General features: G+C 70.3%; 20 protein-coding genes. 9 read left to right on the top strand and 11 right to left on the bottom strand.

The genetic code is table 11. The features are described from left to right. Positions 1-47: 47 nt before the first annotated feature. Genes ABZ267_RS13950 through ABZ267_RS13940 form a run of 3 tightly spaced genes read right to left on the bottom strand, consistent with a single transcriptional unit; the run spans position 48 to position 4,589 of the window. Positions 48-881 carry an HAD family hydrolase gene (locus tag ABZ267_RS13950; protein ID WP_356752289.1) on the bottom strand — a complete coding sequence of 278 codons (834 nt, stop codon included), beginning with the start codon at positions 879-881 and terminating at the stop codon, positions 48-50. Beyond that, positions 878-3,367, bottom strand: coding sequence for a phosphoribosyltransferase (locus ABZ267_RS13945; protein ID WP_356752373.1), 2,490 nt, complete (start codon positions 3,365-3,367; stop codon positions 878-880). The genes ABZ267_RS13950 and ABZ267_RS13945 overlap by 4 nt, the downstream gene beginning before the upstream one ends. Before the next feature lie 49 nt (positions 3,368-3,416). Further along, positions 3,417-4,589, bottom strand: coding sequence for an HpcH/HpaI aldolase/citrate lyase family protein (locus ABZ267_RS13940; RefSeq protein ID WP_356752287.1), 1,173 nt, complete (start codon positions 4,587-4,589; stop codon positions 3,417-3,419). A gap of 255 nt (positions 4,590-4,844) precedes the next feature. On the opposite strand from ABZ267_RS13940, the gene ABZ267_RS13935 reads away from it, so the two are divergent. Then, positions 4,845-5,750, top strand: coding sequence for a TerD family protein (locus ABZ267_RS13935; RefSeq protein ID WP_356752285.1), 906 nt, complete (start codon positions 4,845-4,847; stop codon positions 5,748-5,750). Positions 5,751-5,769: 19 nt separating this feature from the next. On the opposite strand, the gene ABZ267_RS13930 is transcribed toward ABZ267_RS13935, so the two are convergent. The 6 genes from ABZ267_RS13930 to ABZ267_RS13905 all read right to left on the bottom strand — a co-directional run bounded on the left by ABZ267_RS13930 (position 5,770) and on the right by ABZ267_RS13905 (position 10,423). Further along, entirely contained in the window at positions 5,770-6,504 is a 735-nt protein-coding gene (locus ABZ267_RS13930; protein ID WP_356752283.1) for a Tellurium resistance, read from the bottom strand. 153 nt (positions 6,505-6,657) lie between these two features. Next, complete coding sequence (locus ABZ267_RS13925; protein WP_356752281.1) at positions 6,658-7,818, bottom strand: DUF475 domain-containing protein; 1,161 nt, start codon at positions 7,816-7,818, stop codon at positions 6,658-6,660. Positions 7,819-7,887: 69 nt separating this feature from the next. Beyond that, positions 7,888-8,463, bottom strand: a complete 576-nt coding sequence (locus tag ABZ267_RS13920) for a TerD family protein (RefSeq protein ID WP_070203934.1) — start codon at positions 8,461-8,463, stop codon at positions 7,888-7,890. Positions 8,464-8,630: 167 nt separating this feature from the next. Beyond that, positions 8,631-9,206, bottom strand: coding sequence for a TerD family protein (locus ABZ267_RS13915; protein ID WP_018511706.1), 576 nt, complete (start codon positions 9,204-9,206; stop codon positions 8,631-8,633). A gap of 138 nt (positions 9,207-9,344) precedes the next feature. Then, positions 9,345-9,803: a peroxiredoxin gene (locus ABZ267_RS13910; RefSeq protein ID WP_356752279.1), complete on the bottom strand. Its 459-nt coding sequence runs from the start codon at positions 9,801-9,803 to the stop codon at positions 9,345-9,347. A 182-nt stretch (positions 9,804-9,985) separates the two neighbouring features. Beyond that, positions 9,986-10,423 (bottom strand): DUF3052 domain-containing protein, encoded by a 438-nt coding sequence (locus ABZ267_RS13905; protein ID WP_018486931.1) that lies wholly within the window; start codon positions 10,421-10,423, stop codon positions 9,986-9,988. 506 nt (positions 10,424-10,929) lie between these two features. On the opposite strand from ABZ267_RS13905, the gene aceE reads away from it, so the two are divergent. Continuing rightward, positions 10,930-13,662 carry a pyruvate dehydrogenase (acetyl-transferring), homodimeric type gene (gene aceE, locus ABZ267_RS13900; protein ID WP_356752278.1) on the top strand — a complete coding sequence of 911 codons (2,733 nt, stop codon included), beginning with the start codon at positions 10,930-10,932 and terminating at the stop codon, positions 13,660-13,662. A 71-nt stretch (positions 13,663-13,733) separates the two neighbouring features. Here the strand turns inward: aceE and ABZ267_RS13895 are convergent, their stop codons facing one another. Together ABZ267_RS13895 and ABZ267_RS13890 are read right to left on the bottom strand one after the other, a co-directional pair. Then, positions 13,734-14,153, bottom strand: a complete 420-nt coding sequence (locus ABZ267_RS13895) for a peptidase inhibitor family I36 protein (protein WP_356752276.1) — start codon at positions 14,151-14,153, stop codon at positions 13,734-13,736. Between the two features lie 181 nt (positions 14,154-14,334). Next, positions 14,335-15,954 carry an MFS transporter gene (locus ABZ267_RS13890; protein WP_356752274.1) on the bottom strand — a complete coding sequence of 540 codons (1,620 nt, stop codon included), beginning with the start codon at positions 15,952-15,954 and terminating at the stop codon, positions 14,335-14,337. Positions 15,955-16,069: 115 nt separating this feature from the next. Here ABZ267_RS13890 and ABZ267_RS13885 point away from each other — a divergent pair, with 115 nt between their 5' ends. The 7 genes from ABZ267_RS13885 to ABZ267_RS13855 all read left to right on the top strand — a co-directional run bounded on the left by ABZ267_RS13885 (position 16,070) and on the right by ABZ267_RS13855 (position 23,747). Then, a complete protein-coding gene (locus ABZ267_RS13885; protein ID WP_356752272.1) occupies positions 16,070-16,726 on the top strand; it encodes a TetR family transcriptional regulator in 657 nt (218 codons plus the stop codon). Between the two features lie 159 nt (positions 16,727-16,885). Next, positions 16,886-18,094: an alpha/beta hydrolase gene (locus tag ABZ267_RS13880; RefSeq protein ID WP_356752270.1), complete on the top strand. Its 1,209-nt coding sequence runs from the start codon at positions 16,886-16,888 to the stop codon at positions 18,092-18,094. 86 nt (positions 18,095-18,180) lie between these two features. After that, entirely contained in the window at positions 18,181-19,149 is a 969-nt protein-coding gene (locus tag ABZ267_RS13875) for a DUF4429 domain-containing protein (protein WP_356752268.1), read from the top strand. Positions 19,150-19,240: 91 nt separating this feature from the next. Continuing rightward, positions 19,241-20,635 (top strand): histidine kinase, encoded by a 1,395-nt coding sequence (locus ABZ267_RS13870; protein WP_356752266.1) that lies wholly within the window; start codon positions 19,241-19,243, stop codon positions 20,633-20,635. Next, complete coding sequence (locus ABZ267_RS13865; protein WP_356752264.1) at positions 20,632-21,321, top strand: response regulator transcription factor; 690 nt, start codon at positions 20,632-20,634, stop codon at positions 21,319-21,321. Before ABZ267_RS13870 ends, ABZ267_RS13865 begins: the two co-directional genes overlap by 4 nt. A 135-nt stretch (positions 21,322-21,456) precedes the next feature. Beyond that, positions 21,457-22,518, top strand: coding sequence for an alpha/beta hydrolase (locus ABZ267_RS13860; RefSeq protein WP_356752263.1), 1,062 nt, complete (start codon positions 21,457-21,459; stop codon positions 22,516-22,518). After that, entirely contained in the window at positions 22,515-23,747 is a 1,233-nt protein-coding gene (locus ABZ267_RS13855; protein WP_356752261.1) for an acyltransferase, read from the top strand. Before ABZ267_RS13860 ends, ABZ267_RS13855 begins: the two co-directional genes overlap by 4 nt. Positions 23,748-23,793 lie beyond the last annotated feature (46 nt).

The raw sequence follows: 23,793 nt of genomic DNA, 5'->3' as shown, positions 1-23,793 counted from the left end.
CCTTCCCCAACCCGCGCCGACCCGCAGCCGAACGCGCGGAGCCGGACTCACGCGGCCGAAGCCGTCAGGAACCGGCGCAGGATCTCCTCCCCCGCCGCCCCGCCACGCTCCTCCAGCGCCACGACGTGCGGGGCGCGCCAGTCGTGGTCGGCCAGTTCGCCGTGGCCGGGGCGCCAGCCGAGGTCGGCGGCGAGCAGCAGATCCGCGTCGAGGAGTGAGTCGCCGGCGGCGAGCGTGCGGGTGGCGCCGGAGCGACGGGCGACCTCGTTCATGGCGGCGCTCTTGGTGAGCGGCAACGGGACCGCGTAGATCTTGCGGCCCTGGAGCGAGACGGTCCAGCCGCGCTCCTGCGCCCACACGGCCAGCTCCTTCACCCACTCCTCCGGCAGCAGCGAGCGCTCGACGACCAGGTACGCGAAGAGGTTCTCGGCCACCCGCTCCTTGAGGAGCCAGGCCGGGTCGGCGGTGGTGGCGAGGTGGGCGCGGATCTCGGTGAGGGGGGCGCACTCGTCGGCGATGCGCGCCTCCACCTGCTGCTGCCAGTCACGGTCGGAGACGCCGTCGACCAGGATGTGGCCGCCGTTGGCGCAGATCGCGTACTGCGGTGCGGGGCCGGGGAGATGGATGCGGTGGTACTGCTCGCGGGTGCGGGTGGTGGTGGGGACGAAGACCGTGGAGCCGGCCACCTCGGTGAGGAGCGCGGCAGCCGTCTCGGTCATGTACGAGAGGGGCTTGTGGCCGTACACCTCGACGCAGAGCAGCCGAGGCGCCTCCGCGTCCGGCATCGACAGGTCGAGCGCGGCCGCCGAGTAGATCAGCGTACGGTCGAGGTCGCTCGCCACCAGCGTGGCCGACGAGGTGGCCGGTGAAGTCGCGCTCATGCGCCCTGCACCGCCTTGCCGTCCGCGCCCGTCGCGCCGCGCGTGAACCGCGGGTGGATCAGACCGACACAGCTGTACGGGAGGTCGTCGACCTCCTCGACCGGGACGCCGCGCTGTTCGGCCAGCAGCCGGATGTGGGTCAGGTCCGCGCCGGCGCCGCGCTTCGCGAGGATCTTCCACGGGACGCGGCGGAGCAGGACCCGGGTGGTCTCGCCGACGCCGGGCTTGACCAGGTTGACGTCGTGGATGCCGTACTCCTCGCTGATCCGCTCCACGGCCGCCCAGCCCTCCCAGGTCGGAGCCCGGTCGGCGGCGAGCAGCTCCTTGGTCTCCGCCGCCACCTGGTCCGCCACCTCGTCGAACCGCGCGGTCACCGCGGTCAGGAAGTCGCCCGACACGTCCGACTCCGCCAGCTCGCGGTAGAACTTCCCGCCGTGGAAGTCGTTCGGCCCGACCAGGTCGGCGCGGAGCACCGTACGGGAAATGAGGCCGGAGACCGTGGAGTTGAGGCAGGCCGAGGGGATCAGGAAGTCCTCGCGGGTGCCGTACGTACGGACGCAGCCGCCCGGGTCCGCGAGCACCGCGATCTCCGGGTCGAAGCCGACGGTCCCGCTCGACGCCTCGAACTCGCTGATCGCCGCCGCCAGTTCGCGGGTGATCGCGCCCTTCCCCGTCCAGCCGTCGACGAACACCACGTCGGCTGGGTCGTGATGGGCGGCGAGCCAGCGCAGCGCGGTGGTGTCGATGCCCCGGCCCCGCACGATGGAGATGGCGTAGTGCGGCAGGTCCAGGCCGTGCCGGTGGCTGGCCCAGTGGCGCATCAGGACCCCGACGGGCGTTCCGGCGCGGGCGAGCGAGACGAGGACCGGGCGCGGGCCGCGTTCGGCGAGGACCGTCTCGGTGACGGTGCCGACGGCACGGGCGATGCGCGCGGCGGAGGCGTCCAGCGCGGCCGTGAACAGGGCCTGGTACTCGGCGCTCGGCTGGTATTCCACGGGCAGCGACTCCGCGTAGTGTGCGCCGCCGCTCTGGATCGCCTCCTCGCGCTCCTCGGTCGGCGCCTCCAGCTCGGTGTCCGAGAGGTCCTGGAGCAGCCAGCCGACGTCCTCGGGGGCGTAACTGGAGAAGTCGGGGCCTCGGAGGGGCTCGGGCAGCACGGCGGGCTCCTGAACAGGTGTGGGGGTGTACGAGGGGACCACCGCGAGGATGACCTGGCCGGCGTGGGCCGCCAGGCGGGCCAGCAGGCCGTCGGGGGCGTGGAGCTCGGGAGTGTCGGCGGTGGAGTCGACGACGGCGACCACCGCGTCGAACCCGGCTCCCGCCACGTTGTACGCGAACCGGTCACCGGGGCCGTCCGCCGGACCGTCGTGGGCCGGGAAGACGAGGCGGGTGCGTATCGCGTAGCCGGGATCGTCGACGGCGAGGACGGGCGAGCGGGTGGTGGTGGAGTACCGGACCTCGGCGTCCGCGTCCAGCACCTCTTCCAGCGCGGTGCCCAGGCGCAGCGGCGCGTACATCAGCTCCTCGAAGCCGAGGACGAGAACGCGGCCGTGGCGGGCACCGCCGTCCAGCGCGTCCGCGATCCGCTCCGCCATCCTCGGAAGCGCCGCTTCGAGCGCTGCCCGGTGGCTCGGAGTGAAGCCGTGCCGGCCGCCGTCGGGGACCTCCGCCGGCCAGTCCAGGGCGATCCTGGTCACGGGGGCGACACCTGCGACAGCCTCGTCGACTCGGCCCGCCTGCTCCGCCTCCTGCGCCGCGACCAAGGCCTGGCCGCGTTCCAGTACGCCTTCGGGGAGCGTGACCGTGCCCGTGGAGCGGGTCACCAGGTCGACGCGGGCGCCGATCTCGGCGGCGAAGGCGGTCAGCCGGTCGCGATCGCCCGCCGAGCGCATGTCGACCAGCGCGACGATGACGTACCGGTCGCGCGGGTGCGGCTCGTGGAGCGCGCGGATGGTGTTGAGCACGGTGTTACCGGTGGAGAACTCGTCGTCGACCAGCACCAGAGTGGACGCCTCCGCTCCGTCGGCCAGCAGCTCGGGGTCCTCCGGCAGCAGCAGGTGCGAGGTGGCGTGCGAGTGGGCCTCCTCGAAGCCGCCCGCCTGCGCGACGCCCGCGACGGGCCGCCGGGTGGAGTGGAGGTACGGGGCATCCCGCAGACCGTCCGCGACGGCGTGGCCGAGGCCGGTGGCCGTCTCCGCGTACCCGAGGACGACCGCGCGGCGGGCCTCGTCCTCGCCGAGGAGCGCCCGTACACGCTCCCCGAGCCCGTATCCGGCCCCGTACACGACCGAAGGCTTCTGCGGCACGTGCTTGCCCAGCACGTTGGAGACGAGCAGGTGGGCCCGCTTGGGGTTGCGCCGCAAGGCGAGGCCCAACAGCTCCTGGAGCTCACCGTCGCCCTCCAGGGCCACTCCCAGCCGCTCGGCCACCCAGTCGCCCGACCACACCACGTCCACGGCCTCTTCTCTCCTGACGCGCCCGCTCATCGGTACGCGCTCACTACGCTCGGTCATCGGTGCACGCCGTCACGCGTGCTCACTTCGTCAGGCCGGCGGCCAGCAGGTCCACGAAGCCGACGTCCTCGCTCGCCACGCCGAAGACCTCGGCCCGCCGGAGTGTGCGCTCGGCCCAGGCCCGGTGGGGCTTCACTTCGTTCATCTTGTTCGTATACGCCGAGCGCAGCACCCCGCCGCCTTCGCGCTCGGGCCGCAGGATGTCCTGCGCGTCGGTGAACTCCTCGTGGCTGACCACGGAGAGTGCGTGGACGGGAGCCACGTGCGACGGATGGATGCAGGTCTTGCCGAGCAGGCCGTTGGCCCGGTCGAGCTCGATCTCGCGCAGCAGGCCGTCGAGGTCGTGCTCGATCAACGCAGTACGCAGCTCCTCGGCGCTGCCTTCCAGGAAGGGGCTGCGGCGCAGCTGGGGCTTGAACATGCGTTCCTGGCGGCGGAAGTACTCCCAGACCGGGCCGGTGATGGTGAAGCCGGTGCCGTCGGCCCGGCCCAGCACGTTGACGACGTCGGCGATGACGGAGCCGACGATCTGGACGTCGTACGCCGTCATGTCGGGCGCGCGGCGCAGTCCGTAGGCCGAGCAGAAGTCGGTGACGCCGAGCCGCAGCGCGAGCACGCGGTCCCGGTACTTGTCGACGGAACGCACGATGCCCTGGAGGACCTCGCCGCGCGTCTCCAGGTGGAGCAGCTCGGGCGATTCGAGGACGGGCATGGCGAACAGCCGCTGTCCGCAGGCGGCCTCGGCCTCCGCCAGGGCCTCCAGGAAGAGCCTGCCGCGCTCTTCGGTGAATTTGGGAAGTACAAAACCGGACAATGTCCGGACGGCCGTGCCGAGCCGGTCGACCAGGTCGGTGATCTGGCCCGGTTCACGGACCCGGACGAAGAGAAGCGGCAGCCCGGCGCCCGTGGCGTGCCGCTCCGCGAGCGTGGTGAACTGCCTGACCAGGTTGGCCTCGGCGTCGACCACCTCGGCGTCGTCGATCGAGTCCTCCAGGCACAGCACCATGGAGACGACACCGCGCCCGGCCTGCTTCATCACATCGTCGGCGAGGGTGGGCCGGGTGGCCGGTGAGTAGAGCGTGGCGCCCAGGGCGACGGAGAGCAGGCTCGCGGGCGAGGCCGCGGTGAACTCGCACGGCTCGCGGAAGAACAGGCCCTCCCGGGCAGCGGGCGATATATACCCGAAGTGACGCATGAGTTTTCCCCGAACTGCCTGACCGACCGGACAACGTATGGCCGGTAATAGTACGTACGGACGAGTGTCATCAGTTCCCGATATACATGAATTTCCGGTTACCCGCCCTTCACCCGGTCTCTGCTCGCGGTACCGTTCGGCCCTCCTCCTTCCCCTTCTCCGGCTCGGCACCGGCGCAACAGGACCGCAACAGGACCGGGTCTTTGCCGCCCCCCGCGTTGTCCGCACGTGCCGCCGGCAGGCAGGATGACGCCCATGACGCACACGATGCTGAAGGGCTCGAACGTCCCGGTCGACGCCATGGCCGTACGGGCCGTGCTGCGATGGACCCCGGGGACCGGCGTTCCCGATGTGGACGCCTCCGCTCTGCTGCTCGGGACCTCCGGCCGTGTGCGGTCCGACGAGGACTTCGTCTTCTACAACCAGCCCCGCCACCCGTCCGGGCTGGTCCGGCGGCTGCCGAAGCGCAGCGTCTCCGACGGGCTCACGGACACGATCGAGGCGGATCTCGGCGCGCTCGACCCGTCGGTGGACCAGGTGGTCATCGCCGCATCGTCCGACGGCGACGCCTTCCAGCGCGTTCCTGACCTGCGGATACTCCTTTTCGACGCCGCGTTCGCCGACGGCGAGCCGCTGGCCGTCTTCGATGTGCGGCCGGAGACCGGTGAGGAGACCGCGATCATCTGCGGGGAGCTCTACCGGCGCGGCGAGGGGTGGAAGTTCCGGGCGGTCGGCCAGGGCTATCCGACCGGGCTGATCGGGCTCGCCACCGCCTTCGGGATCTCGGTCGACGATTCGGAGGCCGGGGGCGGCTCGGAGGAGGGCCCGACCGGAGCCACTCAAGCTCCCGCGCACGCCGTCTCCGATCCCGCCGCGCCCACGCACGCCGCTTCCGCGCCGGGCCCCGACTCCCAGGCCACCGTCCTGCACCGGCAGCCCGCCTACGGCTACCCGCCGCCCGTCGCACCTCCGGCCGTGCCTCCGGTGCCCGCCGTGCCCGTGCCGCAGCCCGCCTCGAACGTCCAGCCCGCGTACGGCTACCCGCAGGCGGCCGGTGCGCCGCCCGCGTACGGCTATCCGCAGCCGGCCGCGGCCGCCGCCCACGCGCCCGACCCGCACTTCGTCCTGCCTCCGCAGGGGCCGCAGTTCATCCGGTCCTGAACTCATCCGGCCCGGGGGTTCAGGTCCGGGACTTGTAGCCGCGTCCCCACTGCATGCCGTAGCCGTAGAGCCGGTCCAGCTCGGACTGGAATCCGTAGACGAACTTCACCTCGCGCCGCACGATCAGCTCGCCCTTGACGTTCTCCACGGTGAACACCGCGCAGGAGCGGGCCTGCGGCGCGCGCTCGTCGAGTTCGATCTCGATGCGAGGGCCGTTGCCCGGGTAGAGCGTGATCTTGGCGTGCGTACGGTCGAACGCGGGCGTCCGGTCGTAGATGTAGACGAAGAAGAGCAGCCGCTTGAACTGGTCGCGCTGGTCGAGGTTGACGTAGACCGTCTCGCCGGAGGGTGCGCCGAAGCGGTCGTCCCCGCTGAGCCGGATGTAGGGCGGGCTGTTCAGATCGCCGATCAGATTGCCCAGCGGCTGGACGACCCCCTTGGTGCCGTCCGCCAGCTCGTACATGCAGCCGAGGTCCAGGTCGACGTTGACGACACCCTGGGTGTGCGCCTGCACGACCTCGGGCTGGAAGAGTTTGAGCGGGCGCCGCAGCATGCCGCTCTGGCGTGAGCGGCCTTCGATGTCCGACGTACGCATCCGCCAGGACAGGTTGACCCTCAGGTTGCCCGAGAGGGCGCCCTGTTTGCTGAGCGAGACCGTGGCATTGCGTTTCGAGAGCACGATGGCGCTCGATGTGCCGTTGCCCGAGTCGAACTGTGCCGCGCGCGCCGGCCACAGGCCGTCGAAGAATCCCATCCCAACCCCCACCTGTTTTCCCGACCTGCTACCCGCTGCCGCGGGCCCTAGCACACCACTGCGGGGCGGCCACCGGGCCGGGTCCGGGAGAGTCCCGGAGAGCCGTCGCCGTGTGGGCCGCCCCGCAGAGAGCGTTCCTCAATCCTTACCGGGTCACACCCCGGAGCGGACTTCGGCCTTGGAACCGGCACTTCCGCCGATGTCCCCGTGGCCTCCGCCCGAGGCGGCGATGGCCTTGTTGCGGCGGAGCGAGGACCAGAAGGAGAGACCGATCAGGACGACGCCGATCAGGCCGGTGATGATCTCGTTGATCTCGTACTGGATGGTGACCAGCAGGATGACCGAGAGCGCGCCGATCGCGTAGTGCGCGCCGTGCTCCAGGTAGACGTAGTCGTCCAGCGTGCCTTGGCGGACCAGGTAGACGGTGAGTGAACGGACGTACATCGCGCCGATACCGAGGCCGAGGGCCATCAGCACGATCTCGTTGGTGATGGCGAAGGCGCCGATGACGCCGTCGAACGAGAAGGACGCGTCCAGGACTTCCAGGTAGAGGAAGAGGAAGAACGCGGCCTTTCCGGCGAGAGCGACGCCGGTGACGGGCTTGCCCTTCTTCCTGGCCTCTTCCTCGGCCTCGTGTTCGCGCTCCTCCTCCTCTTCGAGCTTGCCCTCGAAGAATCCGGAGAGCCCGCCGACGATGAGGTAGGTGATCAGACCGGCGATACCCGAGAGCATGACGGTCGACGCCTTGTCCACATGCCCGCCACCGTGCTGGTGGGCCTGGGTCGCGAAGGTCATGGCGCTGATCATCAGCACGATCAGCGCGACGCAGACCGACAGCTTGTCGACCTTGCCGAGCTTGGCGAGCGGGCGCTCGATCCAGCGGAGCCACTGGATGTCACGGTCCTCGAAGATGAAGTCGAGGAAGATCATCAACAGGAACATGCCACCGAAGGCGGCGATCGACGGATGGGCGTCCGTCACCAGTTCCTTGTAGCGCTCGGGGTCGTTGAAGGAGAGGTCGATGGCCTCGATCGGCCCGAGCTGGGCGCTCACGGCCACGATCACGACGGGGAAGACCAGTCGCATACCGAAGACGGCGATCAGGATGCCGACGGTGAGGAAGATCCTCTGCCAGAAGGCATTCATCTTCTTCAGGATTCCGGCGTTGATCACCGCGTTGTCGAAGGACAGCGAGATCTCCAGGATCGTCAGGATCGCGACGATGCCGAATGCTTGCCACCCCCCGTAGAAGAAGGCTGCGACCAGGCCGAGCGCGGTCACCGCGAACGACCAGCCGAAGGTTTTCAGAACCACTGGTACCCCATCGTGTTATGTAAGGGTCTCCCCCGGTGTGTACGGGGCTCCCCCGCGCCGTGCGCGGCGTTACGAAACGTTGACGCCGAAGTCTAGAGCGATGCCGCGCAGCCCCGACGCGTACCCCTGACCGACTGCACGGAATTTCCACTCACCCTGATAACGGTAGAGCTCGCCGAAGATCATCGCGGTCTCCGTGGAGGCGTCCTCGCTCAGGTCGTAGCGCGCCAGCTCCTGGCCGTCGGCCTGGTTGACCACGCGGATGAAGGCGTTGCTGACCTGACCGAAGGCCTGGCCCCGGTTGTCCGCGTCATGGATGGAGACCGGGAAGACGATCTTGTCGCAGTGGGCGGGGACCTGGTCGAGGCGGACGATGACCGACTCGTCGTCGCCGTCGCCCTCACCCGTCAGGTTGTCGCCGGTGTGCTCGACGGAGCCGTCGGGGCTGGTGAGGTTGTTGTAGAAGACGAACCACTCGTCGCCGAGCACCCGGCCCGACCGGCACAGCAGCGCGCTGGCGTCGAGGTCGAAATCGGCTCCGGTGGTGGAGCGTGCGTCCCAGCCGAGCCCGACCAGCACCTGTGTGAGGTTGGGTGCGACCTTGGAGAGGGAGACATTGCCTCCCTTGGCGAGTGTGACGCCCATGTGTGTCCTCCCCGAGTCGTGGAAACGCTGACGGGCGCTTTCGACACCCGCGGTCGGGCGTCGAAAGCGCCCGGTTGAGCGCGTCCGGCGCCGCACAGGGCGGCGCCGGACGGGGTGGTGCGTGGGCGCGGCGCCGCGCACCCGGTCCTGCTGGGGCGTGCGAGTGCTCAGACGTTGACGCCGAAGTCCTGCGCGATGCCGCGCAGGCCCGAGGCGTAGCCCTGGCCGATGGCACGGAACTTCCACTCGGCGCCGTTGCGGTAGAGCTCGCCGAAGACCATCGCGGTCTCCGTCGAGGCGTCCTCGCTGAGGTCGTAGCGGGCGAGCTCGCTGTTGTCGGCCTGGTTCACCACGCGGATGTACGCGTTGCGGACCTGGCCGAAGCTCTGCTGACGGCTCTCGGCCTCGTAGATCGAGACCGGGAAGACGATCTTGTCGACGTCGGCCGGGACACCGGCGAGATTCACCTTGATGACCTCGTCGTCGCCCTCGCCCTCACCGGTGAGGTTGTCACCGGTGTGCTCGACGGAGCCGTCGGGGCTCTTCAGGTTGTTGAAGAAGACGAAATTGCCGTCCGCCGCGACCTTGCCCTCGGCGTTCGCCAGCAGCGCGCTGGCGTCGAGGTCGAAGTCGCCGCCGGTGGTGGTGCGGGCGTCCCAGCCCAGACCGACGATGACCGCGGTCAGGTTGGGCGCGGCCTTGGTCAGCGAGACGTTGCCGCCCTTGCTGAGGCTGACTCCCACGAGTCCTCCAGTAGTTTTCTCAGGGGCCGGCAGACACCAGCGTCCCCGTCGTTCGTTGGCATCGGATCAACGATTGGATCCTAGTGACCGGTTCCCGGCCAAAACAGGCTTTTGGCCGGGCGTCGCCAGGAGATCGACTCAGAGCGCGTCGAGCGCCTTGATGTAGTCGTTCAGGTCACGCGCGTCCGGCAGGCCGTTGACGACGCTCCAGCGGACGGTGCCGGCCTTGTCGATGATGAAGGTGCCGCGCACCGCGCAGCCCTTGTCCTCGTCGAAGACGCCGTACGCCCGTGAGGTCTCGCCGTGCGGCCAGAAGTCGGAGAGCAGCGGGTATTCGAGGCCCTCCTGCTCGGCGAAGACGCGCAGGGTGTGGATGGAGTCGTTGGAGACGGCGAGCAGCTGGGTGTCGTCGTTCTCGAAGCGGGGCAGCTCGTCGCGGAGCGCGCACAGCTCACCCGTGCAGACGCCGGTGAAGGCGAACGGGTAGAAGAGCAGCACCACGTTCTTCTCGCCGCGGAAGTCCGCGAGCCGCACGGTCCGGCCGTGGTTGTCCTTCAGTTCGAAATCCGGGGCCTCGGTGCCGACCTCGATCGCCATGGAACACGTATCCCTTCCGCCGCTTCCCACTTCTCGCTTCCCGGTTCGGCTGATACGAATCCCTGCGCACGCGTCCGGCCGTCCGGGTGACTCCCACCCTACGCACGGCCGGCGGAGCACGTACGAAGGCCCCCGGCAGCGCGTAAGCGCCGTCGGGGGCCCCGGGTGGTCCTGCGAGTGGTTCAGCGCTTGGCCTTGGCCCCCTTGGGGGTGGCCAGACGGCTTCCCGTCCAGTCCTTGCCCGCGCTGATGCTCTTGGTCTGGGCGAGACCGGCCGTCTGGGCAGCCTCATTGATGTCGCTCGGCTCGACGTATCCGTCACGGCCGGTCTTCGGCGTCATCAGCCAGACCGTACCGCCGTCCTCGAGCAGACCGATGGCATCCACCAGCGCGTCCGTAAGGTCGCCGTCCTCGTCGCGGAACCAGAGCAGGACGACGTCTGCGACATCGTCGTACTCCTCGTCGACGAGTTCCTGGCCGGTAGTGGCCTCAATGCCCTCACGGAGCTCCAGCTCGACGTCGTCGTCGTAGCCGATCTCCTGGACCACCTGTCCGGGCTCGAACCCCAGGCGTGCTGCCGGGTTGGTCCGCTCCTCCGCGTGGTCCGCGGTCGCGCTCACGGGATGCCTCCTGATCATGTCTTCGGAAAATGCTGCAGCCACGCGCGTGCGCGGGGCGTAGGCCGTAGTCCACACGGGCCCGGCGAATCGCGCAAGTACCCGGCGTACGAGACCGCCTAAACGGTGACGTTCCCTGCCACGTCACCGCGGGCTCCGGCAAGTCTCTCCGGGGCCTGGGCCTGTCCCTCCGGGGCTCCGCAAGGTCACCCCATCCGTTTACGTCCTTCCTCAGCTTATGCCGTTTCGCTCCGGCAATCGGAGTCGAACAGCCTTTGGGAACGCTTGGACGGCTTGGGCGTAAGGTTGCGGTTTGCCCGTACCCCGCCGCGTACTGCCCATACTCGTGCCCCGCCGGAGAAATTTCGGAACCTCGGAGTTACCCCACGGTAGAGATGACGTCCGGGCCCTCGCGGTAGCACGATGGAGGCGGCGCACACACAGTTGACCCGGGGGTACGTTCCCCGTAACAGACCCCGCAGAGCACCACCGAACAGCGAAGGAACAGTGTGGCTTCCGGATCCGATCGCAACCCGATCATCATTGGCGGCCTTCCGAGCCAGGTCCCGGATTTTGATCCCGAGGAGACCCAGGAATGGCTCGACTCCCTCGACGCCGCCGTCGACGAGCGAGGCCGTGAGCGGGCCCGCTACCTGATGCTCCGGCTCATCGAGCGCGCGCGCGAGAAGCGCGTCGCCGTGCCCGAGATGCGCAGCACGGACTACGTGAACACGATCGCCACGAAGGACGAGCCGTTCTTCCCCGGCGACGAGGAGATCGAGCGCAAGGTCCTCAACGCGACCCGCTGGAACGCGGCCGTGATGGTCTCGCGGGCCCAGCGCCCCGGGATCGGTGTCGGCGGCCACATCGCCACCTTCGCCTCCTCCGCCTCGCTCTACGACGTGGGCTTCAACCACTTCTTCCGCGGCAAGGACCAGGGCGACGGCGGCGACCAGATCTTCTTCCAGGGACACGCGTCCCCGGGGATCTACGCCCGCGCGTTCCTGCTGGACCGGTTGAGCGAGGCCCAGCTCGACGCCTTCCGCCAGGAGAAGTCGAAGGCGCCGAACGGTCTCTCCAGCTACCCGCACCCACGGCTGATGCCGGACTTCTGGGAGTTCCCGACCGTCTCGATGGGCCTCGGCCCGCTCGGCGCGATCTACCAGGCGCGGATGAACCGCTACATGGAGGCGCGCGGCATCGCCGACACCTCCAAGTCGCACGTGTGGGCCTACCTGGGCGACGGCGAGATGGACGAGCCCGAGTCGCTGGGCCAGCTGTCCATCGCCGCCCGCGAGAACCTGGACAACCTGACCTTCGTCGTCAACTGCAACCTGCAGCGCCTGGATGGCCCGGTGCGCGGCAACGGCAAGATCATCCAGGAGCTGGAGTCGCAGTTCCGGGGCGCCGGCTGGAACGTCATCAAGCTGGTCTGGGACCGCTCCTGGGACCCGCTGCTGGCGCAGGACCGCACGGGCATCCTGGTCAACAAGCTGAACACCACGCCGGACGGCCAGTTCCAGACGTACGCCACCGAGACCGGCTCGTACATCCGTGAGCACTTCTTCGGTGACGACCCGCGGCTGCGCGACATGGTCAAGGACATGACCGACCAGCAGATCCTGCACCTGGGTCGCGGCGGCCACGACCACCGCAAGGTCTACGCGGCCTACGCGGCGGCCAAGGCGCACAAGGGCCAGCCGACCGTAATCCTCGCGCAGACGGTCAAGGGCTGGACGCTGGGGCCGAACTTCGAGGGCCGCAACGCGACCCACCAGATGAAGAAGCTCACGGTCGAGGACCTCAAGAGGTTCCGCGACCGGCTGCACATCCCGATCACCGACAAGCAGCTGGACGAGGGCTATCCGCCCTACTACCACCCGGGCCGCGACTCGGAGGAGATCCAGTACATGCACGACCGCCGCAACAGTCTGGGCGGCTACGTGCCGACCCGGGTGGTGCGCGCGAAGCCCCTGCCGCAGCCCGAGGAGAAGACGTACGCGGCTGCGAAGAAGGGTTCGGGTTCGCAGTCGATCGCCACCACCATGGCGTTCGTCCGCATCCTGAAGGACCTCATGCGGGACAAGGAGATCGGCAAGCGTTTCGTGCTGATCGCGCCCGACGAGTACCGCACGTTCGGCATGGACGCGTTCTTCCCGAGCGCGAAGATCTACAACCCGCTGGGCCAGCAGTACGAAGCGGTCGACCGCGATCTGCTGCTCGCGTACAAGGAGTCGCCGACGGGCCAGATGCTGCACGACGGCATCTCCGAGGCGGGCTGTACGGCCTCGCTGATCGCCGCCGGTTCGGCGTACGCGACACACGGCGAGCCGTTGATCCCGGTGTACGTCTTCTACTCGATGTTCGGGTTCCAGCGCACCGGTGACCAGTTCTGGCAGATGGCCGACCAGCTCTCGCGCGGTTTCGTGCTGGGGGCGACCGCCGGGCGTACGACGCTGACCGGTGAGGGCCTCCAGCACGCGGACGGCCACTCGCAGCTGCTCGCCTCGACCAACCCGGGCTGTGTCGCCTACGACCCGGCCTTCGGGTACGAGATCGCGCACATCATGCAGGACGGGCTCCGCCGGATGTACGGCGAGGCCAACGAGGACGTCTTCTACTACCTCACCGTCTACAACGAGCCGATCCAGCACCCGGCCGAGCCGGAGAACGTCGACGTGGACGGCATCCTCAACGGTGTCTACCGCTTCAAGCAGGGCGAGGCGGGCGAGGTCCCGGCGCAGATCCTGGCGTCCGGTGTGGCGGTCCCGTGGGCCGTCGAGGCGCAGAAAATCCTCGCCGAGGAGTGGAACGTCAAGGCGGACGTCTGGTCGGCCACCTCCTGGAACGAGCTGCGGCGCGAGGCCGTGGACGTGGAGCGGTACAACCTGCTCCACCCGGAGGAGGAGCAGCGCGTCCCGTACGTGACGAAGAAGCTGGAAGGGGCCGAGGGCCCGTTCGTGGCGGTCTCGGACTGGATGCGTTCGGTGCCGGACCAGATCGCACGCTGGGTGCCCGGCACCTACCAGTCGCTGGGCGCGGACGGCTTCGGCTTCGCCGACACCCGTGGTGCGGCGCGCCGCTTCTTCCACATCGACGCGCAGTCGATCGTCCTCGCGGTGCTCACCGAGCTCGCGAAGGAGGGCAAGATCGACCGGTCGGCCCTGAAGAAGGCGCTGGACCGTTACGACCTCCTGGATGTGGCCGCGGCCGATCCGGGCGCGGCGGGCGGCGACGCGTAGCAGTAGAGGCGTTGCAGGGATCCGAAGGGCGGTGACGCGCGTGCGTCGCCGCCCTTCGGCGTGACCGGACGCTAGTTCTCCCAGATCTTGAACGCCCTCACCTGGTACGGGGAGCGGGGCAGCCAGGTCCCGCCGCCCGGGTACGTCTCGAACTCACCCGTCTCCTGGCATTCGGCCGACTGGTAGGTGGTGACGGGCCGGCCGGTGCGGTTGGCGAGGGACTGCGCGTCACCGCCCTTGGGGAGCGGGGTGCAGCTCTCGATGTCGACGGTGGAGAGTTCGTACGTCTGCCTGGCGCCGGTGAAGTCGGGCTTCTTCCAGAGGCAGAGCCGGCCCGCCTCGCAGGAGCCGAGCCGGACGTCCGAGGCCGCGGGCACGCTCGCCCGGGAACGGTCCTGGGCCAGCGCCTGCGGGATGAGCGCGGTGAGTGCCGTGACGGCCAGGCCCGCGGCGAGAACGGTCGTACGGTTCGTGCGCGTGGTCGTACGCATGGTGGATCAACCCCCGTGGTCGTGCGCAGCCCCTGTCGTGGCGCGGCGCTGTCCTGACCACCCTGACCAGCGGAGCGGCGCCGGCGGAAGAGGGAGACGGCCCACACCACCCTGATAGGCGACAGCCCCGCCGAAAGGATTCGGCGGGGCTGTGGTGTGCGCTGTGTTGACGCCTGGGGGCCTAGATGTGGCCGACTCCGGCGCCTGCCTCGGCGTTCGCGCCGCGCTTGGTGAGGGTGGCGACCAGCGCGGCGACCGTGGCGACGACGCCCGCGACGGTGAAGGCCAGGCCCATGCCGGACATGAACGTGTCGTGGATGACGCCGCCGATCGTGTCGATGACGTCCGGCGTCATACCGGGAGCCTTGGAGAGCGCGTCGACCGGGACCATGCCGAACTCGGCGGCCTCCTCCAGCTTCGGGTCGGGCGTGCCGGGCAGGCCGGCGTCCGTCCAGTTGGCGGCGAAGTCGGAGCTGACCTTGGAGGACATGACCGCGCCGAGGACGGCGGTGCCGAGCGCACCACCGACCTGCATGGCGGCCTGCTGGAGGCCGCCGGCCACGCCGGAGAGCTCCAGGGGCGCGTTGCCGACGATGACCTCGGTGGCGCCGACCATGACCGGGGCCAGACCGCAGCCGAGCAGGGCGAACCAGAGAGACATGACGAAGGTGCCGGTGGACTCGCTGAGCGTCGTCATACCGAACATCGCGGTGGCCGTGCAGACCATGCCGCCGACCAGCGGGACGCGGGGGCCGAACTTGGTGATCAGCAGACCGGCGACCGGCGATGAAACGATCATCATGGCGGTCAGCGGCAGCAGGTGCAGTCCGCTGTCGACCGGGCTGAGGCCGTGGACGCCCTGAAGGAAGAACGTCACGAAGAAGAGGCCACCCATGAAGGCGAACGCCATCAGCACCATAAGGACGGCGCCGGCCGTCAACGGGATGGACCGGAACATCGCCAGCGGAACGAGCGGCTCGCGTACCCGCGTCTGCCAGAGGCCGAAGGCGAGAAAGAGCGCGAGCGCGAGGCCGAGGAAGAACCAGGTCCATGCGCCGCCCCAGCCCCAGGACTCACCGGCCTTGATGATGCCCCAGATGAGGGAGAACATCGCCCCCGAGAGCAGCACGATGCCCAGGATGTCGAAGGAGCGCGGCGCGTTGGCGGCGCGGTGGTCCTTGAGGATCACCAGGCCGAAGACGAGCGCCAGGATGCCGACCGGCACGTTGATGAAGAAGACCGACTGCCAGCTGACGTGCTCGACGAGCAGACCGCCGACGATGGGGCCGCCCGCGGTGGACGCGCCGATGACCATGCCCCAGATACCGATCGCCATGTTCAGCTTCTCGGCGGGGAAGGTGGCCCGCAGCAGGCCGAGTGCGGCCGGCATCAGCAGAGCGCCGAAGAGGCCCTGGAGCACCCGGAAGAGGACGACCAGGCCGATCTCCTCGGAGAAACCGATCGCGGCGGAGGAGACGGCGAAGCCCGCGATGCCTATCAGGAAGGTCTGGCGGTGGCCGAAGCGGTCACCGAGCTTGCCCGCGGTGATCAGGGCGACGGCCAGGGCGAGCAGATAGCCGTTGGTGATCCACTGGACGTCGGCGAGTGTGGCGCCGAGGTCCCGCTGGATCGCGGGGTTCGCGATGGCGACGATCGTGCCGTCGAGCGCGACCATCATCACGCCGATGGCGACGGCGAACAGGGTCAGCCAGGGGTGGCCGCGAAGCCCCTTGGCCGCGGCGGGTACGGGGCCGTCTTCCGGTTCCCGCGGCGCCTTCTCGACGGTGGTCTGACTAGTCATACGCGGAGACTAGTGACAGCCGCTGACAGTTGACAAACGCATTCAGTGGACAGTAGCTGTCGCGTAGCTCACAGGTAAGCTGACCAGGACAAACGAGGGAAAAGAGGACTGGTACGTGACCCATGGGCAGAGAGCCGCGACCCGGCCCGGACTGCGTGAGCGCAAGAAACAGCGCACCCGCGACGCCCTGTTGCGCGCCGCCCTGGAACTCTTCACCACTCAGGGGTACGAGCGGACCACCGTCGACGAGATCGTCGAGGCGGTCGATGTCTCCCAGCGCACCTTCTTCCGCTACTTCGCGAGCAAGGAGGACATCACGTTCGCCGTACAGGAGATGGTCGAGTCCCGCTTCATCGCGGAGCTGCGCCGGCGCCCTTCCTGCGAGGCTCCCTTCGAGGCCATGCGGCGGGCGGTGCTCTGCGCCTGGAACAGCATCGGCGAGGCGATCGAGGAGGTCATCACGGTCGACCTCCATATGCGGACCTACCAGATGATCGAGTCGACCCCTTCCTTGCTCGCCGCCCACATGCGGCGCGGAATCGCTCTGGAGAACCAGATCGCTCAGCTGATCGCGGAGCGCGAGGGACTCGACGTGAGGAGGGATCCGCGGCCGCGGGTGGCCGTCGCCGCCTTCTCCGGGGTGATGCGGGTGACCGGCCAGCTGTGGGGCCAGGGGCACGATCCGAGCGTGGAGGCGCTCCGCGACCTCACGGAGGAGTATCTGGACCAGCTCGTCCCGGCGCTGGCGGGCGCCTGGCGTCAGGCGGAGTGACCACCGGCCGCAACCCGACGGCGAGACGGGAGCGGGCAGCGGCGAACAGAGGGCGGCCAGTAACCGTCTGTGAAGAAGTTCGGTTGAATCCTCTGCAGCCGGGTGACGTACCTCACCTGAATCACGGTCATACGCGCGTGTCTCCTAGGGTGTGGCTCAGTGACTTCTTTCGACTCCTCCCCCACCTTGACCGCATGGCGCGCGCTGCTCGCCGTAGCGGTCGTGTTCGTGATGCTGGCGACCACGGGCTGGTCCGCCATACGGGATCACCACACCGAAGGAGAGCGCGAGCTGGCCCTCGCCTCCTGGGCGCGGGACCGGATAGCGGGCCGTTCGCTGCCGGAGGTCGGGGCTCCGGCCTACCGGACGGCTCACTTCTTCGCCACGCTCACCTCGGGTCAGCAGCTCGCGCTCGCCGACAAGTACCCGTCGGTGGTAGGGAACCTGAACGGCGTCCCGGTCACGCTGCGCTACCACGCCAACCGGCTGGCCCTGAAGCGGGCGACGGCCGTCGAGAAGCGGCGCACGTACGACGAGGCGCTCTCGCCGGACGGCCGCGGCGAGGCGGCCCGGCGGATGGCCAGATTCCGGTCGATGCTCGCGAAGGACCGGCAGGTTCTGGCGTTCGACCCGTCCGGGCGGGGCCGCGCCGCTGAGGTCTTCGGCGACCTCGAACAGGCCGCGCGGGTCTCCGTCGTCGTCCCGGGCGTCGACACCGACCTCCTCACGATGGAGCGGAGACACCGCGTCAACTCCGCGTCCATCGGCATGGCGAAGTCCCTGTACGGGGCCGAGCGCGCCGCCTCTCCCGGAACGCGCACCGCCGTCATCGCCTGGGCCGACTACACCGCGCCGGCCGGTCTCGGCATGGACGCGGCGCTCGGCGTGCTCGCGGCGGAGGGTGCCCTGCGGCTGAACGCGCTGGTGAAGGCGTTGCCCGGCACGTCCGCGGTTTCGCTGTTCTGCCACAGCTACGGCTCCGTGGTGTGCGGCGTGGCCGCCGACAAGGCGCCCGACCGGGTGGCCGACATCGCCGTCGCCGGATCTCCCGGCATGCGGGCCGAGAGCGCCGCGCGGCTCGATACCGACGCCCGGATCTGGGCGATGCGGGACCGGAACGACTGGATCCGGGATGTCCCGCACCTGGAGTTCGGCGGCATCGGCCACGGCGCCGACCCGGTCGACCCGGCGTTCGGCGCCCGGCTGGTCTCGGCGGCCGGAGCGGCGGGCCACAGCGGCTATTTCGAACCCGGCACCGAGAGCCTCGGCAACTTCGCCGCGATCGGCGTCGGCGCATACGGATCGGTCCGCTGCGCAACCGCCGATGGCGCTTGCCACCGTGGTATTTCCGGCGAACGGGAGAGCTGACGCGCGTAGAGCCGCGTGACAAGCCGATTAATTGGGACTTACGCCGAGGGGGGACGTGTGAGCCTGTGCCGCATACGATGAGGCACATGGGTGATGTGCTGGCCGGAATTCATGCCACCTGGGAGTTCGACACCGACTCCGTGCTCATCCGCTTCGAACGGGGTATCCGCACGCCGAAGCTCCTGCAGAGCCTGCGGGAGCGCCGCATCCCGCATGCTGCGCTGTCGTCGGTGACGCTGACCCCGGGCAAGCGGGACACGGTGGTGCTGCGTGTCGTGCCGAGACCGGGTGCCGATCCGCTCCTGGAGGCTGCCGCGGGGCAGCTGAAGGAGGGGTGTGACCCCTACCGCCTGGTGCTTCCGGCGGAGCGGGAGCTGCTCGCGGAGTATTACGCGGACGAGCTGCGGTCCTGTCTGGGCCCCGCGTCCGAGGAGCCCGCCGACCGGTTCATGGTCTCCGCCCCCGAGGCGCCGATGCAGTTCAAGGCGTACGACGGGCGGGCCGCCTTCGACGGGGAGCGGGTCTCCTTCCGGTGGTTCTGGACGGGAGCCTCCAGCGCGAAGTGGAAGGCCGGTGACCAGACGTACCGGGTGAGCGAATTGGCCGGAATCGAGTGGCGCTCCCCCGAGGCCCCGGACGGCTACCTCCGGCTGGTGCCGCGCGCGGCCGTACCGGCTGACCACCGCACCGGCGGCAGCCTCGGCGACCTGCACGGGCCCGTCACTCCTGGCCTGGAGGCGGCCGGCATGGCCGCGAACGGCGCTCCGGCCACCGTGAGCCGCGTCCCGGCGGACCAGGATCCGGCGGCGGTCGTTTTCGGCCTCGGGTACGGGCCGGTGCACGAGTCGCTGCCCTTCGCCGCCGCCGTACTGGAATCCGTACGCCGGACCCAGAGCGCACCGGCCGTCCCGGCTCCGGTCCTCGTGAACGCCGGGCGGCGCGACCCCGCGGACATCGCCGAGCGGATACATCACCTCGGCGAACTGCATCAGGCGGGGCTGGTGACGGACGACGAGTACAGCGCGAAGAAGGCCCAGCTGCTCGCGGAGCTGTGAGACCCCGTACCGGAGTATCAGGAGGCGGCGGACTGTTCACCACTCCGGTATGACGCCCGGGAGGCGCTCCCGCTCCTAGGCTGACCCCGTCATGTCCACCACCTCCGCCGGGCCTCCGCCGCCCGCCGACGGCCTGCTGAGCGCCGCCCGCCGCAATCTGCGCGAGCTCGCCCACGGGCTGTCCCACGCGTCCCATCCGTCCACGCCGCTGCTGGCCGACGCACCGAAGCTGTGGCAGCGGCTCCTGCCGTATGCCGTGGTCCTGGCGCTGGCCGCGACCTTCATCCCGGTCACGATCACCGTGCTGAGCGGCCAGTACGGTGTGCCCGGCGCGCTGGCCGGGGCGCTCGGCGTTGCCCAGGCGGCGCCGCTGCTGATGCTGGCCCACCGGCCCCTCCAGGCGTGGTGGATCATCTTCCCGGCCGACATCCTGGGCGCGCTGGTGCTGCTGGCGCAGCCCGCCGAGCGGCACGACGTCTGGCCGTGGATCCCGCCGGTGATCGTCGCCTACCTCTTCCTGCTGCTGGCGCTCGGGCTGCGCGAGACGCGGCGGACCGTGATAGCCGTCTGGGTGGCGACGGGCGCCGCCGGAGCCGTGCTGCACCTGATCGCGCCGGACCGCAGCAGCGGCAGCGCCCTGCTCCTGACGATCCTGGGCGCGGTGGTGCTGTTCGTCGGCGGTGCGGTACGGGAGAGAGGCGTGGCACAGCGCCGGCTCGCCGAGCAGGAGACGATCAGCGAGGCCGAGCGGGCCCAGCGCACGCTGCTGGAGGAGCGGACCCGGATCGCGCGCGAGCTGCACGACGTGGTCGCGCACCACATGTCGGTGATCACCGTGCAGGCCGACTCCGCCCCGTACCGGATCAGCGGGCTGTCGAAGGCCGCCGAGGAGGAGTTCACGGCCATCGCGGCGGCCGCGCGGGAGTCGCTGGGCGAGATGCGGCGGCTGCTGTCGGTGCTGCGCAGCGACGGCACGGACGGCGACCGGGCTCCGCAGCCGGGCCTGGACCGGCTCCAGCAACTGGTGGAGGCGACGGTACGGGCGGGGCTGCCGGTGGAGTTGTCGCTCGCCGCCGAGCTGAGCGGGGGCCGGAGCAAGGACCCGGGCTCGGGGCCGGGTCCGGGGCGGGCCGAGGTGCCGCCGGCCGTGGATCTGTCGGCGTACCGGATCGTGCAGGAGGCCCTGGCCAATGTGGTGCGGCACGCGCCGGGGGCCCGCACCCGGGTCCTTGTCGCGACGGACACCGGCCACCTCGTCGTGCTGGTCGTCAACGGGCCTGCAGCTACCCGCAGTTCACCGCTGGAGACGAGCGGGACCGGGCACGGGCTGGTCGGGATGCGCGAGCGCGTACGGTTGACCGGCGGCACGCTGCACACCGGCCCGCTGCCCGACGGCGGGTTCCGGGTCGCGGCCCGGATACCGCTGCCCCCGCCCGCCCCGCCCGCCGCCGCACCAGCCGGCCCCTTGTCTCCGGAGGACCTGTGACCATCCGCGTGATCATCGTCGACGACCAGGCCATGGTGCGGGCGGGGTTCGCGGCGCTGCTGGCGGCGCAGAGCGACATCGATGTGGTGGGCGAGGCGGCGGACGGCCGGAAGGGAGTCGAGGTCAGCCGCCACCAGCATCCGGATGTCGTCCTGATGGACGTCCGGATGCCGGAGATGGACGGACTGGCCGCCGCTCACGAGCTGTTGAACCCGCCGATCGGGGTGGTGCACCGGCCGAAGGTGCTGATGCTGACCACGTTCGACGTGGACGACTACGTGTACGAGGCGCTCCGCGCCGGGGCCTCCGGGTTCCTGCTGAAGGACGCCCCGCCCGCCGATCTGATCGCCGCGGTACGGGTGGTGGCGGCCGGCGACGCGCTGCTGGCGCCTTCGGTGACGCGGCGGCTGATCGCGGACTTCGCGACGCAGCGGCCCTCGGGCGCGACGCGCGGTAAGCAGGCGCTACGGCTCAACGGGCTGACGCCGCGCGAGACTGAGGTGCTGGAGCTGATCGCGCGGGGGCTGTCGAACCAGGAGATCGCGGGTCGGCTGGTGCTGGCCGAGCAGACCGTGAAGACGCACATCGGCCGGGTGCTGGCCAAGCTGGACCTCCGGGACCGGGCACAGGCGGTGATCTTCGCGTACGAGTCGGGGCTGGTGACACCGGGGGACGCGGGGGCGTAGGGCCTGGCCCTCCCTCACCCCCTACTCCAGTAGCACCTCGCAGTTGGCACTCCGGTGTGACGCCCCCTCACCCACCGTCTTCCTACCTTCCTCCCGGTCGCGCCGATCGGTGCGGCGGCAGAGAGGGAGGGCACGATGCGCCGATACGCGAGGACCGTGGTCGCGTTCGCACTGGCGACGAGCGTGGTGACGGGGACGGCGGGCTGGGTTTCGGAGGATGCGCAGCAGGCGCTGACCGGGCCGCCGCCGGGCATCACGTCGTGGCGGGCGGACCGCGTGCTCGGAGCGGAGCTGCCCGATCCGGAGCGCGTGAGTCCTGTCGAAGTCGCCGCATTCTTCGACGGGTTGAGCAGGCGGGAGCGTCAACTCCTCCTCGTACGGCACGCCTCCGTCGTCGGCAACCTCGACGGCACGCCGCTGGAGCTGCGTTACCGCGCCAACGCCTTGGCGCTCGCCACCGCCGACGACCCCCGCTACCGCTCGCTCGCCGCGCCCGGCCGCCAGATCCTCGCGTTCGACCCACGCGGGCGCGGCCAGGTCGCCGAGGTCTTCGGGGACCTGCGCACCGCGCGCCGGGTCTCGGTGGTGGTGCCCGGCTCCGACAACGACGCCGGGACCTTCGACCGGAAGGTCGCCGCCCACGGCGCCCCGCCCGGCATGGCAAGGACCCTGCATCAGGCGGCCGGTGCGGGCACCGCCGTCATCGCCTGGGCCGGATACACCACCCCGGTCGGTGTAGGCGTCGACGCCGCGACCGGGCGCCTCGCGGAGGCGGGCGCCGAGCGGTTGGAGCGGTTCATCATGGGGCTGACCGCCGACGGACTGCCCGAACCGGCCGTCTTCTGCCACAGTTACGGCTCCGTCGTCTGCGGCCTCGCCGCCCACCGCCTGCCCGCCACCGACCTGGTGGTCCTCGGCTCGCCCGGCATGCGGGCCGACGATGTGGAAGCGCTGCGCACACGGGCCCGGGTGTGGGCGGCGAAGGCCCCGACCGACTGGATCGACGACGTGCCGAGTGTGCGGTTCGCGGGCCTAGGGCACGGCACGGACCCCACCGACCTGGCGTTCGGGGCCCGCCGCGTCCCGGCCGGCGACGCCGAGGGGCACGCCGGGTACTTCGCCCCGGGCACGGAATCGCTGCGGGTCTTCGCGGGGATCGCGCGAGGAGCCGCCGCCGGGGAAGGTGCGGCCCGATGAGGACGACTTCCTCCCGTACGCGCCGGCTCGCCGTCCGCGTGGACGCCGCCACCCCCGCCCACCGGGACCGGGCCATCGACGGCCTGCGCGCACTCGCACTGCTCGCCGTACCGCTCGGGCACTGGATGCTCGGCGGTTTCCGGCTCGACGCGGACGGGCTGCACAACGCGAGCCCGCTCTCCACGTTCGGAGCCTTCGCCCCGCTCAGCTGGGTGCTCCAGATGCTGGGGATCTTCTTCCTGGTCGGCGGGTACGCCTCGGTCCTCTCCTACCACCGCCGGCCCTCCACCACGGCCGCCTGGCTGCGCGGGCGGCTGGTCCGGCTCGGCAGGCCGGTGCTGGGGGTGGCCGCCGTCTGGGCGGTGCTGCTGGCCGCGCTGTCCTGGCTCGGTGTGCCGGGCGACACCTTGCGTACGGGGTCGACGCTGGTGATCCAACCGCTCTGGTTCGTCGGCGTATACACGGTGGTCACCACCCTCACCCCGCTCTGTGTCCGCCTCGCGCGGCGGCTCGGCGGGTGGGCCGCGCTGCCGCTGCTGGGGTCGGTCGCGGTGGTGGACTTCCTGCGGTACGGGCCTCTAGCCGACGGGATGCCGTCCTGGCTGAGCGTGCTGAACATCCTGCCCGGCTGGCTCTTCGCCTACCAGCTCGGCGTCGCGTGGGGCGAGGGCCGGATAGGTAAGCGGGGTGCGCGGCTGTTGCTCGTCGGGGGCGGAGCGCTCTTCGCCGTGCTGCTGCTGGCCTTCCACTATCCGGCGTCTATGGTCGGCGTGCCGGGCGAGGTGCGGACCAACTCCCACCCGCCGTCGCTGCTGGTGGTGGCATTGGCGGCGGCCCAGAGCGGAGCCGCGATCCTGGTGCGGGACCGGTTCGGGCGGTTGTTGCGCAGACCGCTGCTGTGGGCGCCGGTCGTGGTGGTCAACCTGTCGGCGATGACCATCCTGTGCTGGCACCAGAGCGCGATGCTGGCCGCCGCCATACCGGCCTCGGTGCTCGGCGACGGTACGGCGGCGGTGGCTGGGCTGACGACCGGGCCGGACACGGTGGGCTGGATCTTGGCGCGGCTCGTGTGGCTGCCGGTGTTCGCGGGACTGCTGGTGCTGATCGCGCGGTACACCCGCCGCTTCGACGCCCCGTGGCAGGCGGGCACCCGCGCCGCCAACGTCCGCCGCGCGCTGGCGGGGCTGCTGGCGGCGGGGTTCGCGGTGTTCGCGCTGGGGCTGGCGTGAGGGGGCCCGGGCCGTTGGTTCCGATGAACTTCATGAACCACGTGAT

Source organism: Streptomyces sp. NPDC006174, assembly GCF_040614075.1.
Taxonomy (GTDB): Bacteria; Actinomycetota; Actinomycetes; order Streptomycetales; family Streptomycetaceae; genus Streptomyces.
The sequence above is the reverse complement of the archived record's forward strand: the minus strand, read 5'-3'. Positions and strand labels throughout refer to the sequence as shown.